The sequence below is a fragment of the Metallibacterium sp. genome (assembly GCF_054637675.1).
On the sequence record NZ_JBTSRB010000020.1, the window covers coordinates 14,356 to 32,079 of the forward strand.

Sequence of the window (17,724 nt, forward strand, 5' to 3'; positions counted from 1 at the left end):
TGAGTCAAAGTCTAACGTGCAAATGACGACGTAAGTTGACCCGCCGGGGGTGCGGCAAAAAAGCTTGGGCTGGTTAAACAGCGATGCCCATGTTCCTGCGATATTCGATGGGGCTGCTGGAGCCTAGCGTAATTTTGATCCGCGCCTCGTTGTACCAGCGAATGTAGGAGTCCAGCGCCGAGATGAACTCGTCGATGGTCGTAGTCAGCCAGTTGCGCGAGTAGAACAGTTCGTTTTTCAGGCGGCCGAAAAAGCCTTCGCACGCGGCGTTGTCGGGCGAGCACGTGTCGGCGCCGATCGGAAAATGACCCCTTTGGCGCTCTTCTGCCGATCCTGCACTGATCCTGCCATAAGGCGCCGAACGTCATGCGAGCCAAGGATTCGGTCCGCCGAACCAGGGTCAACCGTATGATCGGGTCACACCACGATCGGCGACAACAACCTGAGATCAGGTGCGAAGCAGTTGTCGGCAAGATGCCGACGCGGCGACCGTTCATGGTGCTTGTACCTCGGCCCAGAATGCCGACCAATAGGCGTCGTCACGCGGCATCAAGTCTTCATATCGGCGCATCAGTCGCGGGTCCCTTGAACGCAACGCTGCGACCGCCGGCGCCACGGGCGCCAATGCCGTGGCCGACGCGCGCCGGAAGTCGTCAAGACGCAGAACCTCGTCGCTCCGCTCCAGAGCGATGCGCTGGGCGGCGATCCACAGCGCGATGATGAGGCGTGGAATTCCGGCAGTACATTCGATCACCAGCTCGCGCAGCTCTGCAGTCACTGGAAGACGCTTTCGCAAGAACTGATATCGGCCGAGCTGCTCCAGAAACATCACGAAGTTTGGGGCGTCGGCGGATCGGAATTCATCGATCCGGTGGTAGCCCGACGTGACAAAGCGCTGCACTGTACTCAGACGCTTGGTCAGCGCAGCAACCCCATCGGGCGTCCCCGACAGGATGAGGGGAATCTGCCAGGTGTTGGTTAGCGTCAGGACCGATTTCAATGTCTGGTCTTCAATGAGGCTGAGTTCAATCGCATCATCGCTGCCGCGTCCGGTTCTTGCACGCCGTCTTGCGAGCGTCGGTAGGCGAAAGAAATTCTGGACCTCGTCGAGGTGTAGCACCCCGAGGAAATGCGCGCTAGCCACCTGCCGCCACTCATCCAACATGCGCGCACCATCGCGACGTTCTCGGACAAGCACATCGGCAAATCGGCGCGGATGACCTGGCGCGTACTGCGCAAAGGCCTCGTCCCAGGCGATCATCAGGTTCGCCGCCAGATCAGCGAGTCTGCCGCTTGCAGGCACGTCGGCCGAGAGCCACACCACCTGGTGGTGCGCCCCAACCAACTTTGGAAACGTCGTGTGGGTGATGACTTGTCCAGGGTAGCAACCCAGCGCGCGGTGGATGGTCTCGGTCTTGCCCACGCCCGAGTGCCCCACCACCACGGCCGCCATGGCTGGCGCGCGCCGAACGCTTGCGGCAGCCGATGGTTCGTTTCCAACGATCGTCCAGGTTGCGGCTCGTGCTGGGTCGCGATACCGGTAGCTTTGGCGCAGCATCAGGTCGATGGTTTCGGCGGCACGCACCCCCTCAATCAGCGGCATATGCAAATCGCGCACTTCCAGCATGCGGTGCATACGAACGTGCGGCGGCATGCTTGCGAGCTCACGAGGCAGCGGGGGGAGCGTGGTGATTCGAGCCAGCCATTCCTCGCGCGCCAAGATCGGGCCGAGCCCCTGCGTCAAGATGTTGTCCTTATAGGGATCGGCGCGTTCAGACTTGCTCACGTTCATCCTCGACCTGGTTGAGATCCGCGAGGATGTCGCGCATGGTAATCAGATAGCTCTCATCGGCCTGGTCCAGGTCCGAGTTGCTTTCGGAGTGAGGTGCTGGCGCTGGTGTCTCTGCTACAGGCAGGCCTTCGGCATTGACGGCAATTTCGAGTTGACGTGATTCCGTCATCGATGGCTTCGTACCGTTGTGTCGCGACTCCGCCTCGGCAGTGAGTTCACTGGCAGTGCTGACGATCTGCTCGTTCATCTCAAGCGACGCGAGACGCACCATGGTATTGGCATGCTCGACTTGGGCACGCGTCGTTCGCGCATATTCGAAGGCGTCGACGACTTCATCAAAAGTCAGCTCTGGAGAGGCCGTTGACTGGTCGGACAGCTGAAGCTCCAGCATGCCGGCGCCGCTACCACTCGGTGTCCATATGCGTCCCACCGAGCCAGGAAAGTACTGGCACGGAATGTCCCAGCCGCCAAAGTTTCGCGCTTGGTCGAACCACTGCTGTTCGGTGGCGGAGGCGCACACATAGTCGCGTTGCGCAAATTGGATGCCAGAGCGAGTGATGCGTGCCGTGCTCCCTGGCAGGAGCGTCGTAATGATCTCCGCTTGGGGTACGTGGCGCCGAAAGCCGATGCCGACCTCGTGGCCCCATCGCCACAGGCCGGCGGGGCTGGGAAAGACGCCGGTGGCGCGCATGTGTGCATCGAGCCGATTTTGGCGATTGGCGGTCAGGTTGTAGGTGCTGAACATCGTGTAGAGGTAGTGAACGTAGTCCCGCACTGTCAGCACGGAATCCGTTGGGTCGAAGCGCCGTAGTTCATATTCCGCGCGTCGGGCATCGATGGCCCCGGGAACGAAGTGATATTGCTTGTCCTTTTCGATTCGGTGCAGGACCTCGACGAGTCCTTTGAGGTCAGGCCGGTACGGTGGCGCATAACTTTGCATTGGCAAGAGTTGCACACCCGTTTGGCGCGCGGCTCGCGAGAGATATTCGCCCCGGTCGCACATGAGCATGGCCGGGAGCGTGGGCGCCGGCATGAGAGCGCCCATCGGCTGATAACCCCAGAGATCGGCAACGAGAATCGGGTTCGCGCCTGAACAGAAGAGGCTGAGTTTTGCTGTTGCCCAACTGGGTCCATCAAGACAAACGTAGAACCCGACCACGGCTGTCGACCACACATCAACCAGTACATAGACCACAGGCCTACCCAGGATCCAGGCCCGGTTAATCGAAGATCGCAGGTACATGTCGCCGATTGTGGAATCGACGGCCCAGGTGTGCCCCGGGCCGGCGACACCTTTCCAGGAGCGGCCCGCCGCTCCGCGCAGACTCCGCTTAAAGTGACCTTCCGTGGTTCGCTGCAATAAGCGCTGCAACCGTGGAATGTCTACCTCGAGAACCCGCTGGATCTGCTGTCGATTGGGGTACTCACCAAAACCCGGCTTGATCTCGACGAGCTGATCATCTTGAAAGCGAAAACGGCGTATGAAATGGCTCTTCACGATCCTGTCGCAGCGCTCGGGCATCAAGGGCTTTGGTGATGGCATCAAACGATCCGCTGCCATTATCTTGCTGCGCCAATCGGAGTTCATGCCGGGCTGCTCGGGAGGCGTTGGCTTGCCTACGGCGGCTGCGATGCGCTGCTTGGTCGACCAGCGCCCAGCTTTTTGCCGGCCCCCGGGATCGCATGGACGAGAGACACCCGGTGCGCCGCAGCGGTCGTGGCGGGGACGCAGACTCGACTCGGTGATGCCGTGCCGACAGAGCAACGACCAGCATTTGTAGACGAAGACACGGCTCGCGTTGCCTGCCTGCATGGCGTCGCTCACCAGTTCACTCAGACCCCTGTATGCGAGAATCCGATCCCGGAGCTGATCAAACTGCAGGAATGCAGTCATCGTCTTCTTGCGCTTTTCGAAACATGCCTGGGCGCGATCTCCTAACAATGGCACTAAGTACACGGCCTCAGGCTCGATCTCGACAGGATGAAGCTGGTGGGCATCATGCAACGCCACCAGTTCACGGCGATCGAACCAGAGCAAGGCTCCAATCAATGGCGTCTGTCGTTTTTTGTGGCAACTGGACGGAGCGCTAGCCTTTTCAAGCTGATTCGTTGCTGCTGACAGCACAGATCTGGCTTCAAGGCGCACGAGCACCGTACGATCCGTGCGAACTTCGTCGAGGATCACCCGAAAGATGCCAGTCCACTGTCCTTCCGTGATGCGGATGACATGGTTGTGGCTCAGCCTTTCCACGAGGACCTCCGCGACGCGATGGGATTCAAGGAACGGAAGTCCTCGTGGAATAGCAGAGAGATTGGAATGTGCGGCCGCCAACCCCGACGCAGATCGAGTGGCAAGTCGCCGGACCAAGCAGCCTGCCAAAACGCGCGCTGTGCAATCTCCATGGCCCCGAGTTGCCCTGCGAGGCGCGTCAACACCTCGCTCAAGGACCTGGAAAAGCTGTCGCGAGCGATGTCCGTGGCCAGCCGACGCGTAGCAGCCGGAACGGCCTCCCCAAGCGCCCACGGAAAGCTTTGCCGCAGGGTCAGCGCCACCAATGGGTCATAGAGGCTCGGGCTGATCAGCAACCATTTCGTGCTGCGGGCTTGCCAGTACGCCGCCTCCAGCCGAAGTTTCTCGACCGTTCGCCGGTGTTGCAGCTCCGAGTCGTATTTGCATGCCACGGCCAACAGCTCAAGTTGGCCACTTGGATACCGTAGCGTGAGAAGTAAATCTGTGGTCATCGGCCACAGGATCGAGCGCCCATCGCCGTGAACCTTCGGGTGGTGGATGCCCAAGCCTTCGGCAAGTTGGCTGGTTCCGGGCGCCAGCGACGCTGGGTGGCCCACGTCATAAGCAGTCAGCTCATGCGCCGCAGGCTCGATTGAAAGTGGGAACTGCTCGCGTAGGTCGAGTACGTTGGGAAGCATCACAGCGAAGATGCAGGCAGCCCATTCGAGATCGCTCAACAGTTCGCGTTGGCGTCCACGCCACATCAGCAAATGCGACCGGCCGCGACTCGGCGGATCGCTTCGAGTGACGCGGTGCCAAGGCAAGTAGTCCGCAAAGGTTCCACGCCCACGCTCTTGGACGGAAAACCAATCGAGCAAATCGGGCGACATTCGTTTTCTTTTGCGCACGCAAATCCCCCTCTGCGGTGTCGCGGCGCTGCCGCAAAACCGCTTTTTTTGGAAAACAGGGGGAAGTTGACGGTCCCAGGACCGTCGTGTATGCTTCGCATCGCTCGATGTGAAGCTTGGTTTCCCCCAAGCCTAACGGCGCATGGTTGCCAGACCGTGCGCCGTTTTCATTTTTGGGGCCGTCGTGGATCACCGCATGGTGGTTCTCCTGTTGCAAGGCAACCGACAAGTCAGAGAGAACTACTTACACGCCCTACCCGCTTCGCTCCTGCTGCAGCGGCCAGAGGCACGGGCATCGACCCCAAGACCTGTGCGATGTCGAGTGCATGAAAATCTCTCGAGAGAGACGCGGCCACGAGCGGTGGACAGATAGGAGCCGGTCCGCGCACGGATCCAGCGTGCTCTATGTGAAGTGCGCATCCTAGGAACGCCGACCGACAGGACGGCGCGTTCGCCCGGATGGACATCACCGCGTGGCGCCAAACGCGTGCACATCTCCGAGTCTGCTGAGGGGTCAACTGAGTCGCCTTGGTTGATTTAGTGTGACTATTTCCCTTTCGATGCATGTGGGCGCAAGAGCTTGCTCCTGCACGCTTCCGATTGGTTTGTGTTGTCCTTGCGTGCACAACATCGACCTATTTATTGTATAAGTTCCGCTTACCGTAAATCCGAATTAATATAAATAATATTCAGTAGCGCCGCAACTCGCAGCGCCTATTGATCGGCCCAAAATAGGTTCCAGCAGCACAGCGGACGTGCGGGTAAGTCTTCGCATGTTCCGGTTCAGTGTCGATCGTTGTCATGTGGTTTTCGGCAACAGCGCGCCGCTTGGCCCTGGTGTCGCCAATCGAAGTGCGTGCCCACACTAATGCCGTTCAGGGTGCGCACGGTCAAGCGACTGCTTGAATGCACTCCGCGCCCTCATGGGCAGCACGCTTGGCCGCATCACTGACGTGCCATCCATGCAGCTTGGCGGCAGCTGACGTTCCGGCCAGCGCCACGGCTTCGCGACCCGCCAGTGCCGGATCAAGCCACTGCAGCACTTGATCGGCGGGCACCACCACGGGACTGCGATCGTGCACGCGGGCGACCGGGTCGACCGGGCTGCGGGTCAGGATGGCAAAGCCGGCCTCCTTCGCGACCGCGCCGAGGAAGAGCGGCCCGTGGTCCGTGGCTTCGAAGTACCACCACGGCCGGTGCTTCTCGGTCTTGGCGCCTTCCGGTTCGTAGAACCCGGACGCCAGCACCAGGCAGCGGTGTTTGGCAAAGGGCTCTCGGTACTCCGGCACAACGTCGGCCGTTTCGCTGCGCACGTTGATGCGGTTGCCGCGCGAGGTCGGAAAGATCCATGTGTGTTCGGCAAACACCGGATCGCCGTGGGCATCGAGCGCCAGCAGCCACGCCTTCGTGCCGGGCGGAATGTTGTAGCGCGGCAGGTCCGCCGCCGCCTCGGTCGGCGTCGGCGTCAGTCCGGCCGCCTCGGCAAAGGCGGGTAACTGCTGATAGCGGGCAAAGCGTCCGCACATGGACCGCTACGCTGCACCTCGGCCGGTGCCGGATGCAAACGTTCCCGTGTCGCCGCAAGCATTGACGTCGCAGGGTGTGCGACGGCCTTGCGCCAGCGTCGCGTTCCCGTCCGTGGAGCGCCGCCATGTCCAGCCCTGATCCCGTGGATTTTCCCGAGCTCGCCCGCGCCCGGGTCCCGATGGACGCCTGGGTGGCGCGCCTGTGCGCACGCTACGGCGATCGCATCACCGGCCACCTTGCGATGCCGGCGCAGGAGGGCGCCTTTGCCGATCTGCCGGAGGGCCTGTCCCCGCGCGTGCGCGATGCACTGGCCAGCCGCGGCATCACGCGGCTCTATGACCACCAGCGCGCGACCTGGGAGGCGGTGCAGTTCGGGCAGCATGTGGTGATCGCAACACCCACCGCGTCGGGCAAGACGCTCTGCTACAACCTGCCGGTGCTGGAGGGGGTGCTGCGCCGGCAGGCCCGGGCGCTGTACCTGTTCCCGACCAAGGCGCTGGCGCAGGACCAGGTGGCCGAGCTGCTGGCGCTCAATGACGGCGGGCGGCTGGGCGTGCGCGCCTACACCTTCGATGGCGACACGCCCTCCGATGCACGGGCGGCGGTAAGGCTGGCCAGGGACGTGGTGGTCAGCAATCCGGATGTCGCTTTCGGAAATAAATGGGACATTTCAGAAATAAATGCGACAAACTCGCCGGAATCAACCAGCCGCCGTCTGGCAGCTGGATAGGCATGTTTTCCGGGCCACGACGGCCATAGCGCGCCGATCCTTGGCACCGGAGTGGCTGCTGCAGATCAGCGCAGCTTGTACGCGCGCGCGCTTCCGTCGCGAAGAAGGAAACCGGCTAACTGCTTGCCATCCGCCATCAAGGCACTTCCAGATCGCCCATCCACTTCACGTTGTCCTTTGTCACGATCGGCGGGGAAAGCCCTGGCAACTGCTCATAGACATACGCAACGGCCTGCCTGAGATGCATCAGGTACGTCCTGCAATGGGCCTCATCGACCGCTGTGACCACGGTTGAAGTCAACGCCATCGGATCGACCTCCTCGTCCCGCTCCTTGGCGTGCATGAACGCATTGCGCAGTTCGCGCACTGCTTCCAGTGCGCCGTAAGCGGGTTGCCCCTCGGCGAGAGAGACGAAACCGTTGCCGCTGGCGCTGGCGAGCGCCGCTGCGGCTTCGTTGATCTTCTGCAGTGGCTGGCGCTTGTCCCGGTAATCCGGATGCGCGGAGGTTTGGGTGAACGCGAGCTTGTTGGCGATGGCCTCGACGCAGGCAGCGACCGCCACGACACAATAGACGCCGTGGAAGAACGCCGCTTCCGTATTTCCGGCAAGAGCGGCGGCCTTGACGTCATTGAACTCCCGCAACGCCTTCTCGTAGTGCAGCAGCGCGAACGACAGCTCGATTCGCGGACGCCCAGTGGCATCGTGCGTCAGGCGTCCATACTTGGTCAGTGTCGGCGCTGCATAGTCGAACCGCGTCTCAAGCGGTGTGCGGCTGCGGTGGTGACTCGTGGCCGCCGCAAGCATCCGCTCGTTCTCAACGAAGATGTCGTCCAGCAGCGCGGTCAGACGCCGCAAGTCGCGCGGCGCATCACGCGGCCCATTGATGTATTCCTGATGGAAGGTGCGCACCAGATCCGCCAGGGGATCGAAATTCACGTGCGCCGACCGGGGGCGACTGTGTCTGTCGACGACGATCAGTTCAGCGAACTTCCGCTGGTAGATGCCGTTGCGGTCGACATAGATGTACTGAGTGCCGAGCGCAGCAAAAGGGTGCATGCCAATGAAGAACGGATCGTTGAAGAACATCATCCAGTTGGCGCGTGGATTCGCAACACCTTCGACGATGACGTTGCTGTCCGGCGAAAGCCCGGCGTTCAGCCCTGGACCGACGAACGCCGAGAGCAACCGCTGCCCGCCCTCGTCCGGGCGGATATTTTGAAAGAGGCGGCCTGTCGTGAACACCGGGAAACCGTCCAGGCTGGTGCAATGGGCCGCCAGACGGTCCGTATCGACCGCCAGGAAGGGATACGTGTCGATGGGCACCCAGACATCCCGATGCCGTTGCAGCACATGCTCCATCAAGAGCCAGTTTGCAGCCTGTGTGGAAGGCAGAGCATCGCCTTTGACGCCTTTGAACCGCTGCACACAATTCCCCGCCTGTAGCCGTCGATTGCCAAGATATTATTGGTTTTCACCAGGCGGCCAGCTGTAGACGATGGGACAGTCCGTCCAAGGGTGATGCGGCGGCGCGGTGCATTAGCAAAACAGCGCAATGGTCGATCCAATCAGCGGTGCATCGTTCAAGAGACGGCCAAGAATCGGGTGGATGCAAGGGACCTACTCGTAGAGCAGGGACGGGGCGTCTTTCCGCAGGTCCTCGATATAGGAGAGAAGCCCTTTGCGGACCTCGAGCTCAACTGCGTACGGCGGCAGAGGTACCGCACAACGGACCGCTACGTCGAGGTCGCGATGCGGCTCGATCGACGTGGCCAGCGTTCCTACGCCGAGACGATCGAGTGCGCTGAGCACCACCTGTTCCAAGCAGGCGATGCGACCGGCAACCCGTTCGACAATGTTTTCGAGGCCCGGTGCAGCCAAGGCGCGAAGTGCGCGCTTATCACCGGTCACCAGCACGGCTTGGGGATCGCTGCAGAGCATGGCGATCAACGTGATCTCGCCCGCATCAAGGCCCGCAATGCCCTGCAAACGGGCGATGACCTCGGCGTCGGGGCGCCACGCCGCGCCAAACTGGCTGAGCGCAACTGCGAGGCAGTCGGCGACAGCGGCGTCGCGAAACAATTTGGGATCGCGCCGGGCTGCGCGGAACCGGATCGACTCCACCGTGGCTTGGCGGTCCGGCGGAATACCGGTGGCACCCTCCAACTCGCCGAGCAAACCCCAGTGCGCAAGCTTGACTAGCGCGTCGACATCGACGACCAGCCTGCGGCTGTCCTCGCTCACGGACGGGGCGTCACGCCAGTCAGTTGCTCGACGTAGTCCTGCAGATCATCCGCCAGCTGTGCGGTGTCAATCTCTCGCGAGAGCCGTTCGACCAGCGTGGACTGCGCATCGAGATCGTCCGACAGGAAGTTGAGCGCGGATCGCGCCTCCGGCCACTGTCGGGTTAGGAACGCATGGCGCAGGATGAGGTGACCCGGTGCCGTACGCAGGGGGCGCGCATCGGCCAATGCCGACGTCGCGAGCGATACGGCGGGCAAGCCACGGGCCCACCGTTCAATGATCTGGTCGATCTCGTGACCACCCATGAGCTCGTGCGCGAACGCATTCGCCTGCAGCTCTTGCTGGTCCGTCTCGCCCCCGACGTCGAAGTCGGCGCTGTCGGAGATGGACCCCTCGACGATCGACGCGTTTGGACTGACGTGCCCAAGGCACAAGTGCCCGAGCTCGTGAGCGACCAGAAAGCTCAGCCATGCTTTGGAGTTGTTGCGGATCGCGATAACGATCGCGGGGCGCCCGTCGACCCGGATGGCAGCCGCGTCCATCTTCTTCACGCCGCGCGGGACGTTCGGCAGCGGGATGACCGGAACGTCGTGCGACCAGCAATAGTCGACCAACGTGTCGAAGCTGATTACCGCGTCTGGTCGAGCGAGGATGTTGTCCCGGATCGACGACGCGGCCTGCGGTAGCGCTTCGCCCTTGGGCGGCATGGATGCCACGACGGCGCGTGCGAGGCTGGTGGCCATCAACGTCGCCGCCCGTAATTGCAGCGGCGTGACACGCACCGTGTGCTTGTAGCGCGTGGCTTCGATATCGGCGATGGGGCGCACTTCGCCGGCGACCAGTGCCGGCGAGTCGATGCTCAATCGGCGCCCGAGCAGGACGGCTGTCTCCCAAAGGCCCGCCTCGGTGGCTGCCATCTCAGGCGTCCACCAGGTTGGGAGCAGCGAAGCGACCTGACCCTTAGTCAGGCCGAGGTCCCGAAGACCACGGAAGATGTCAGTGAGCGCGCGGTTGGTCATGGTCGGCTCCTGGCACCGGGGCGGGCTTATAGATCCGCAGGAGTGGGGCAAGCGACTCGATGACGCTCGCCAGCGCAAGCGCGGCGTGCGGATTGTCACCGATTGCCCCACTCAAGGCCTGAGATAGCCTGCGGTGAGCATCGACTTCCGGCTGACCCGTTTTGGCATCTAGTCCGGCATATTGACATAGCTTGAGGACACTCGGTGTGACCCGCTTACGCTGCCCCGCCAGCAATCGACTGATGTTGCTCTGTGACACACCCGTCACTTTAGCGACATCAGGCTGAGAGTGTTGGTTGCGCTCCATCGCTGCCCGCAGGGCGGATTGAATCTCGCCCATTCGCAAGTCGGCAATGTGGCGTCTATTTGGCATACACGCATAGCATATGGCATAATTGTCCTATGGCCAAGTCTGCACCGATTACCGAAGCTGCCATACGTTCCGCGCTTGTCGAGCGTCTGCGGACGCAATGCGCACCGGGCCATGTGCTGATCGAAGAGCTGGGCATCGAGAACGGTGCCGCGCGTGTAGATCTGGCCGTCGTCGGCGAGTTACTCGAGGGCTTCGAGATCAAGAGCGATCTCGACACGCTGGATCGTCTGGCGCGACAGATGCACACCTACCACCGGGTGTTCGACACCGTCACGTTGGTCACCACCGCTACCTACCTCGATCAAGCAGAGCAGTTGCTGCCTCGCTGGTGGGGTTTGTGGGAAGCGCACTGCAAGACGGACGAGTCGGTCGAGATCCGCGTCCGCCGCTCGGCGTCCCCACACACCTATCAGGACGCGCAAAGCATCGCAGCGCTGCTTTGGCGCGACGAGGCGTATGAATTCCTGGTTGAGAAGAGCGGGCCCGTGGTGAAGACCCGCGCACCCCGACACGCCATCTATGAAGCGCTCGCGCGGCAATTGCCTGTCGAGCAGATTCGCAGGCGCGTCATCGACACGCTTCGAATCCGACCCAAGCTCCACTCCCGATCAGTAATTGCTGGCTGCTAGCTGGCGGACCGTGTAGACCAGATGGTGACTGGTCGCGTCCCGGCGCCAGGTCATGAAGCTCCCCGACGTCGATCCAGCCGTCGAATGCGCCATGTAGCGGTCGTCGCCGAAGCTGAAGGCGCCGCCGCAGTACCGCGCATCGTTGACCAGCAGCGCGCACAGGCCGTTGTACTGGCGCCAGCCCTTCGTTTTGACGCCAGATGCCCGTAGCAACCACCACTCGTGTTTCAGGGTATAGCGGATGTGCGCGGACGGATTCATCGTCTTTGGATCGATGGGCTCCAGCGGCTGGGGGTTGGTCACTCCGTAATCCCCGAACGCCGCGTCATGACAGCCGGATGCGGCACGCACCGCTTTCCAGATGCTGAGTTCGCGACGAGGAAGCAGGTTGCCGACGCCAAGCTTGAAGCCGCCCACGGTCAGCGGGAAGGAACCGCCGGCGACAATGACGCGCGTTACGTCGCCAAGCGCGGTCAGGTCGCGCACGTACGGCACCGCCATCGCGGCGACCGCGTTGGGGTCGATGTCGCCAATGGAATCCAAGTCGACCACGACGTGAAGGCGACCGGCACGACCCATGGCCTTGCGCACGTCCTTGGCAAGCGCGAGCGCGGCTGCGAGCGGTGTGTCGTTGGGATAAATGCGCAGCACCAGATCAGCCTGCCCTCTGAAGGCTGATAACCCGCTTGTATCGGCCAGCGCATCAGCGCCGTGCATGACGGGCCATACGTCTAGCCCCGTCGTCTGGAACCGCCCTACGATGCGCGCCAGGCGCGCAAGCGGAACGCGCGTACCAAGGTAGACCGGCTTGATGTCGATGGCGATCGGATACTGATCCGTGTGCGCCGAGCGCAGGGTCTTCTCCAGCTTGGGTTGACCGCCCGTCTCGAGCACCTGGACTTCGGCGATCGGCAACAAACCCGCGCGATCGGCCGCGTCCAAGCGCGCCACGGCCAATTGCTCGCCCTGCTTCCAGCGCAGGATCGGATAGTAGTCCCAGCTCATGCTTCCCCCCCCATCTTCGCCTGTCTAACCTACGGGGTGCGGCCAACATCATCCGTCGGCCAATACCGTGCCAGGCCTTAGGATTTTTCCGATCGGATGTGTCGGCTGTCAGCCTCTGCGATTCATCGACCACGACCGCGTCGGGCGAGCTTTGCGCCCCTGAAAAGCGTTCCACGACTTCGCGCAAGGCATTTTGCCCCAGTCATTGCGCGTGCGAATCCGCCCTTGCCGGAGCGCCAGCCCCGCCACTTAATGAGCGGATCCTATCCGCTCATGCGCGCCAAGCAGCGATTTTCGCGCGCTTGGCACTCCGGCCTCAACCAGCATCCCAAAGCGTTCCTCAAACGACAACTCCTGGGTGGTTGGCGACCCCAACTGCTGCGCCAACGCTGTTGCCATCGCGTGCAACTTCAAACGGGTGAGGTCTTGCATCTTGCCGTCAGAGCGCCTCGTCGTGCAGAACTCCGACGCCGATCATCCCAGGCCACCGGTCCGCGCTATGCAACAGGGTCAAGGCGAACCAGCAGCATCGGCTCACCGGCGCAAACAGCACCCCCGTCCTGCCTCATCGACGGCGCGGCCGATCCGCTCTGATAGGCACCGGCGCAGGGTCTCGTTGCCCAGACTGCTGGCATCGGTGGGCAGCAGCTGCAGCAGCGCCGTGGCGAGGGGATCGGTGGCAGCGGCCATGCGCGGGAATCTCCTGACCTGATTAGCCCCGAACCTCAGCCCTCCGTCGCGTGATTTGCGACGGCGGCGGGTGACGATGGCGCCCTCTCCGAGACCGAGGGCGTCATCATGTCGATCAATCTCGTGCAGTTCCAGCAGGGCCTGTCGATGGTCGAGTTCATGCAGCAGTACGGCACCGAAGCGAAGGCCTACCGCGCCCTGTACCGGGCGCGCTGGCCGCACGGCTTCCGCTGCCCGGCTTGCGACGATCGCCGGCGCTCGCGCTTTCGCCGCGGCCGGCAGGTGTACTACCAGTGCCGCGCATGTCGGCATCAGACGACCTTGCTCAGCGGCACGATCTTCGAGGCGACCAAGCTGCCGCTGCGCACCTGGCTGCTGGCGATCCACCTGCTGACGGCGACCAAGACCAACATGGCGGCCCTGGAGTTGAAACGCCACTTGGGCGTGGACTACAAAGCCGCGTGGCGCATCAAGCACAAGGTGATGCAGGCGATGGCCGCGCGTGAGGCGCCGCGCCAGTTGTCGGGCTTCGTGCAGATCGATGATGCCTACCTGGGCGGGGAGCGCAACGGCGGCAAGCCGGGACGCGGCTCGGAGAACAAGCAGGCCTTCCTAATCGCGGTGGAGACCGACGCGACGCTCGAGCACCCGTTGCATGCGGTGATCGAGCCGGTGCGCAGCTTTGGCGACGACAGCACCAAGGACTGGTGCGCGCGCCATCTGGCGCCCGACGCCGAGGTCTTCAGCGATGGCTTGTTCTGTTTCCGTCGCTTCGCCGACGCCGGGCACGCGCACACGGTGCTGGAGACTGAGGGAGGGCGTGCCGCCTGTGAGGTGAAGGGCGCACGCTGGGTGAATGTCCTGCTGGGCAACGTCAAGCGCGCGATCAGCGGCAGCTACCACGCGATCCGACAAGGCAAGTACGCGCGCCTCTACCTGGCGGAAGCGGCCTACCGTTTCAACCGCCGATTCCGCCTGCGCGAGATGCTGCCGCGACTGGCCCGGGCGATGATGCTGTGCAAGCCCCATCCCGAGCCGACTTTGCGCATGGCGAGCAATTTTCATGGCTGAGGAATAGCCCTAATCAGGTCTCCTGAAGGGATGCGCGCAAGGATAGTCACTCTGGTTGCAGGGGGGGTGCGACATGCGCATTCCGATCAAGCCCGCCACCGATTTCACTCTCAGGCCGGTCGCCGGGCATGTCGTCAACGCAGCCACCCAAGATGCTCTCAAACTGGCTGGCCCGAGCGCTCCCGAATCTGCTGCCCTGGGCTCGGCAATCCCGCACTCTGACGGCACATTCGGATCGGCGCAATCCAAGCGAGAGTTCGGCGCGACGGGGAGAAATCGGCCTGTTGGTGCGCGTTGCACGCTGACATATTGAAACAAGAAGGCCCCTTTCGGGGCCAGATATAGGCTGCCGCAGCCAAACAAGATAGGGCGTGTGGACAGCGGGGCAGAGATTACCCCCTCGAGCCCACTTTTCACGCAGAATCATCCCGTGGCGCCGCCTGCGATCGACCCGATGTAGTCGATCACGACCTGGGCCTTGCCTATCCGCACGAGCGCATCCGCTGTCTGGTGATCGAAGTCCTGCAGGGGCTCATTCATGAACCAGAAGATGGCTCGTTGACGGTCGCCCGCAGCCACGCCCTCGGCCGCTGTCAGGACGCGCACCACATCGCGCAGATACTGCTGCAGGTTTTCATTCTGCGGACGCGCCGCCGGTGTGTTGCGGCTGACTCGCGCCCGTTCGGCCACGCTCTGAATCTGCAGGCCCAGCGCGTTACCGATGCGGTGAGGCGACAGGTAGGCATGGTCGGGCTCGCGAAACGATTCTGCGAGGCTGCTCCAGGTGGCGACAGCTGTATTCATGCGCGGACTCCAGCAAGGATGCGTCAGCAAGCCGCGCACAAATCATGCACGCATTTTGCCAACACTCCAAGCCGAAGCCGATTGGTTGGTCGAAGCATGGAGCTGGACCTGAAGATGCTGCCCATGCGGTTGCACCGGTACCGATCGGCGGCGCGCGGACCCATCGGGCGCTCCGCGAGCAAGCCGCACCTCAAGGCGAGCACCGGAACCTTGGCGCTCGTTTCCGACAATGTTGGTCAGCGCCGTGATCACGAAGGCTGCTCACCAAGTTCCGTTTACGACTTTGCACGAAACCGCTGGCCGACGAACATCCCACGAAGCAAGCAAATCCGCGGGTTGGCGTTTACGACTTTAATTGCTAAGAACACAAACTGTTCCAGCGGGTCGGTCATCGGCAGCCGCGAGCGCGGTCGGCTCACGCATGTGCTGGCGCAATTGATCGAGCACCTTGTGCTTGAGGATGCCGACGATTTAGGTCTTCAACTGCGAGGCGCCGTTGCAATGCTGCGCGCCCCGCAGCACCGCAAGCACGGTTTCCGACACCGCATCCTCGGCCCATGCCTGGTTGCGCAACTGCAGATGCGCCAGGCGCAGCAGGGTCGGGCGCGGCGCCGCGATGCGGCGGCCCAGCTTCTGTGGATCGATACCGGCCTGCAGCGCGGGGTTCATGGCGCATGCGCGGCGAATGGACAAACCATTTGCATGGGGTGTAAGGAATCCGGTGCGAGCCGCGACCAAGGCTCGGCGGCGCATTCCTTCACCAAACGCCACGCCGAGCCACAACGGTCACCCAGCCGCTTTCAACCTACCCAACTTTCATCTCTCCAATTGAGGACATCCAGCATGAACAAGCATCAATTTCTCAGCATCGCCGCGGCTTCCATGATTGCCGCCGGCGCCTTGACCGCGGCGCCGGCACACGCCGCCACTTTGGAGAAATGCTTTGGCATCGCCACCGCCCATCACAATGATTGCGCTGGCATCTCCGGACTGCATTCATGCAAGGGCACCACCCCGGCCAACTACAACCCTGGCGATTTCCGCGTGGTGCCCACTGGCACCTGCGAAAAAATGGGGGGTTTGGACATGGCGCAGGCCAAGGCGATTCTGAAGAACCCGGCCGAGGTCAAGGCGTTCGAGGCCAAGATGGAAGAAAAGGCCAAAGGCTGAACAGCGTCGCCCCGGGCTGCGCGTGCCGTCACCCGCGACGGCGCAGCGGCCACGGGGCGGGCTTCAAGATTTTACGCGACTGGCCCGAGGTCGTCGCCACGCCCCCTGAGACGACCACCGGAGAAAATCTCCATGACCACTCCTGCATCCGCAGTCGCCGCCGCACGCGGTCTCGACGCCGCGCGCCGTGCCTGGCGCGGGTTGGAGCGCATCCTCGAATGGTTGCAAGCGCCGGCGCTGCTGGCGGCGCGTGCCTATGTGGCGTGGGTGTTTTTCCTTTCCGGCCTGCAAAGCCTGCGCGCCTGGCCGGCCACGCTGTGGCTGTACCAAAACTTCTTCCACGTTGCGCTGCTGCCACCCGTCGTAGCGGCCGTGATCGGTACCGCGGGCGAAGTACTGCTGCCGCCGCTGCTGGCGCTGGGGCTGTTCGGTCGCTTCGGCGCGCTGGGGCTGCTCGTGGTCAACGCCGTAGCGCTGCTGTCCTATCTGCATGCGCTGCAGCCGGCGGCGATCATGTTCCACTTCATCTGGGGCATCCTGCTGCTGCTGGTGGCGCTGTGGGGGCCGGGCGCATGGTCGGTCGATGCGTGGCGGGCGCGTCGGCGACGTGCCTAGGTGTCGAATGAAGCCAAATGCAGTTTCGCCGGATTCGCGCTGAATCCTCTGGGTCTGGCCAAGCCCACTGCTTCGGGTGTGCGCCGCGCCACCCAAGCCGATCACGTGCACCCAGTAGCCCACCCTTTTGCTTTGTCTTCGTAGTCCTCGCCGCGACCCGAACAGATAGGCCCGTCGGGTCTGGCCACGGCCCGGCTCGATCTGGGCGACGGGCGCGTCGGCATGCCGCACCGGGCGGGTCAGGAGTTCGCGCCGCAGCGCATCGACCAGCGCGTTGGTGGCGCCAAGAATTGGCCACATCCGGGCGACTTTGCGCGGCGCTGGCCGATCAGCCACAACATGGCTCCAGGCCTTTGCGACCGAGCGATTGCGCTGCAAGCAGATGGTCAGTAGCCTGCGCGCAGGCTTGGTCCGTCGCGCGGCAACAGGCATGGGCCAGGAATGATTGCAAACCGTTTCCCGCATGCCCCCAGCGTGCTTGCATTCGGGGAGGAGTCCATAGATAACATCGGGATTCATCTGCGAATTGACACTTGCCAAGTACCTGCTGTGGCGAACCAAGGCGCTGGATACCCAAAAATCATGGGGAATCCTCGGCTTCCGGACGCCATATGGGCACTTTGAACATCGTCTGGCTGATCATCGGTTTCATCGGTCAGGCCATCTTTTCTACACGATTCCTGCTGCAATGGCTTTACAGCGAGTACAAGCGTCGCAGCGCATTCCCCATGGCCTTCTGGTATGCCAGCATCGTCGGTGGCGCGATCCTGCTTGCTTACGCGATCTACGAACGGGATCCGGTGTTCATTGTCGGCCAGACAGGCGGATTGCTCATCTACTTGCGCAACCTGCAGTTGCGCCTGCGCGAACGCAGAAGCCGCACCGAAACGGACTGAGATCTCGTGCACCACGTATCGGG

Annotated in this window: 16 protein-coding genes and 2 pseudogenes; 6 read left to right on the forward strand and 12 right to left on the reverse strand. The window is 62.7% G+C overall.

Annotated elements, in window-relative coordinates:
* Positions 1-73 precede the first annotated feature (73 nt).
* The 5 genes and pseudogenes from ACYDAT_RS08135 to ACYDAT_RS08155 form a co-directional block, all read right to left on the reverse strand.
* Positions 74-283 (reverse strand): annotated as a pseudogene (locus ACYDAT_RS08135) (IS3 family transposase); the annotation flags it as partial.
* A 210-nt stretch (positions 284-493) separates the two neighbouring features.
* Positions 494-1,786: an AAA family ATPase gene (locus ACYDAT_RS08140; protein WP_461449491.1), complete on the reverse strand. Its 1,293-nt coding sequence runs from the start codon at positions 1,784-1,786 to the stop codon at positions 494-496.
* Complete coding sequence (locus ACYDAT_RS08145) at positions 1,773-4,043, reverse strand: hypothetical protein (protein WP_461449493.1); 2,271 nt, start codon at positions 4,041-4,043, stop codon at positions 1,773-1,775. The genes ACYDAT_RS08140 and ACYDAT_RS08145 overlap by 14 nt, the downstream gene beginning before the upstream one ends.
* Positions 4,031-4,759 carry a TnsA endonuclease N-terminal domain-containing protein gene (locus ACYDAT_RS08150; RefSeq protein WP_461449495.1) on the reverse strand — a complete coding sequence of 243 codons (729 nt, stop codon included), beginning with the start codon at positions 4,757-4,759 and terminating at the stop codon, positions 4,031-4,033. The genes ACYDAT_RS08145 and ACYDAT_RS08150 overlap by 13 nt, the downstream gene beginning before the upstream one ends.
* Before the next feature lie 1,061 nt (positions 4,760-5,820).
* Positions 5,821-6,456 carry an SOS response-associated peptidase gene (locus ACYDAT_RS08155; RefSeq protein WP_461449497.1) on the reverse strand — a complete coding sequence of 212 codons (636 nt, stop codon included), beginning with the start codon at positions 6,454-6,456 and terminating at the stop codon, positions 5,821-5,823.
* 179 nt (positions 6,457-6,635) lie between these two features.
* Here ACYDAT_RS08155 and ACYDAT_RS08160 point away from each other — a divergent pair.
* A pseudogene (locus ACYDAT_RS08160) lies at positions 6,636-7,103 on the forward strand (DEAD/DEAH box helicase); the annotation flags it as partial.
* 220 nt (positions 7,104-7,323) lie between these two features.
* Here ACYDAT_RS08160 and ACYDAT_RS08165 read toward each other — a convergent pair.
* From ACYDAT_RS08165 to ACYDAT_RS08180, 4 genes are all read right to left on the reverse strand, one after another.
* Complete coding sequence (locus ACYDAT_RS08165; RefSeq protein ID WP_461449499.1) at positions 7,324-8,613, reverse strand: hypothetical protein; 1,290 nt, start codon at positions 8,611-8,613, stop codon at positions 7,324-7,326.
* Positions 8,614-8,805: 192 nt separating this feature from the next.
* The gene (locus tag ACYDAT_RS08170) at positions 8,806-9,429 is read right to left on the reverse strand and encodes a hypothetical protein (protein WP_461449501.1); all 624 of its coding nucleotides are present in this window, start codon (positions 9,427-9,429) and stop codon (positions 8,806-8,808) included.
* A complete protein-coding gene (locus tag ACYDAT_RS08175) occupies positions 9,426-10,448 on the reverse strand; it encodes an ImmA/IrrE family metallo-endopeptidase (protein ID WP_461449503.1) in 1,023 nt (340 codons plus the stop codon). The genes ACYDAT_RS08170 and ACYDAT_RS08175 overlap by 4 nt, the downstream gene beginning before the upstream one ends.
* A complete protein-coding gene (locus tag ACYDAT_RS08180; protein ID WP_461449505.1) occupies positions 10,426-10,821 on the reverse strand; it encodes a helix-turn-helix domain-containing protein in 396 nt (131 codons plus the stop codon). The genes ACYDAT_RS08175 and ACYDAT_RS08180 overlap by 23 nt, the downstream gene beginning before the upstream one ends.
* Before the next feature lie 29 nt (positions 10,822-10,850).
* On the opposite strand from ACYDAT_RS08180, the gene ACYDAT_RS08185 reads away from it, so the two are divergent.
* A complete protein-coding gene (locus tag ACYDAT_RS08185; protein WP_461449507.1) occupies positions 10,851-11,450 on the forward strand; it encodes a sce7726 family protein in 600 nt (199 codons plus the stop codon).
* On the opposite strand, the gene ACYDAT_RS08190 is transcribed toward ACYDAT_RS08185, so the two are convergent.
* A complete protein-coding gene (locus tag ACYDAT_RS08190) occupies positions 11,430-12,455 on the reverse strand; it encodes a beta family protein (protein ID WP_461449509.1) in 1,026 nt (341 codons plus the stop codon). The two genes, ACYDAT_RS08185 and ACYDAT_RS08190, sit on opposite strands and share 21 nt — an antisense overlap.
* A 534-nt stretch (positions 12,456-12,989) precedes the next feature.
* Entirely contained in the window at positions 12,990-13,145 is a 156-nt protein-coding gene (locus ACYDAT_RS08195) for a hypothetical protein (protein WP_461449511.1), read from the reverse strand.
* A gap of 108 nt (positions 13,146-13,253) precedes the next feature.
* Here ACYDAT_RS08195 and ACYDAT_RS08200 point away from each other — a divergent pair, with 108 nt between their 5' ends.
* The gene (locus tag ACYDAT_RS08200; protein ID WP_461449513.1) at positions 13,254-14,216 is read left to right on the forward strand and encodes an IS1595 family transposase; all 963 of its coding nucleotides are present in this window, start codon (positions 13,254-13,256) and stop codon (positions 14,214-14,216) included.
* Between the two features lie 423 nt (positions 14,217-14,639).
* On the opposite strand, the gene ACYDAT_RS08205 is transcribed toward ACYDAT_RS08200, so the two are convergent.
* A complete protein-coding gene (locus tag ACYDAT_RS08205; protein ID WP_461449515.1) occupies positions 14,640-15,020 on the reverse strand; it encodes an antitoxin Xre/MbcA/ParS toxin-binding domain-containing protein in 381 nt (126 codons plus the stop codon).
* 96 nt (positions 15,021-15,116) lie between these two features.
* Between ACYDAT_RS08205 and ACYDAT_RS08210 the strand changes: the two genes are divergently transcribed.
* The 3 genes from ACYDAT_RS08210 to ACYDAT_RS08220 all read left to right on the forward strand — a co-directional run bounded on the left by ACYDAT_RS08210 (position 15,117) and on the right by ACYDAT_RS08220 (position 17,701).
* Entirely contained in the window at positions 15,117-16,190 is a 1,074-nt protein-coding gene (locus ACYDAT_RS08210; RefSeq protein WP_461449517.1) for a BufA1 family periplasmic bufferin-type metallophore, read from the forward strand.
* 132 nt (positions 16,191-16,322) lie between these two features.
* On the forward strand, positions 16,323-16,805 hold the full coding sequence (locus ACYDAT_RS08215) for a DoxX family protein (RefSeq protein ID WP_461449519.1): 483 nt from the start codon (positions 16,323-16,325) through the stop codon (positions 16,803-16,805).
* Between the two features lie 620 nt (positions 16,806-17,425).
* Positions 17,426-17,701, forward strand: a complete 276-nt coding sequence (locus tag ACYDAT_RS08220) for a lipid-A-disaccharide synthase N-terminal domain-containing protein (protein WP_461439921.1) — start codon at positions 17,426-17,428, stop codon at positions 17,699-17,701.
* Positions 17,702-17,724 lie beyond the last annotated feature (23 nt).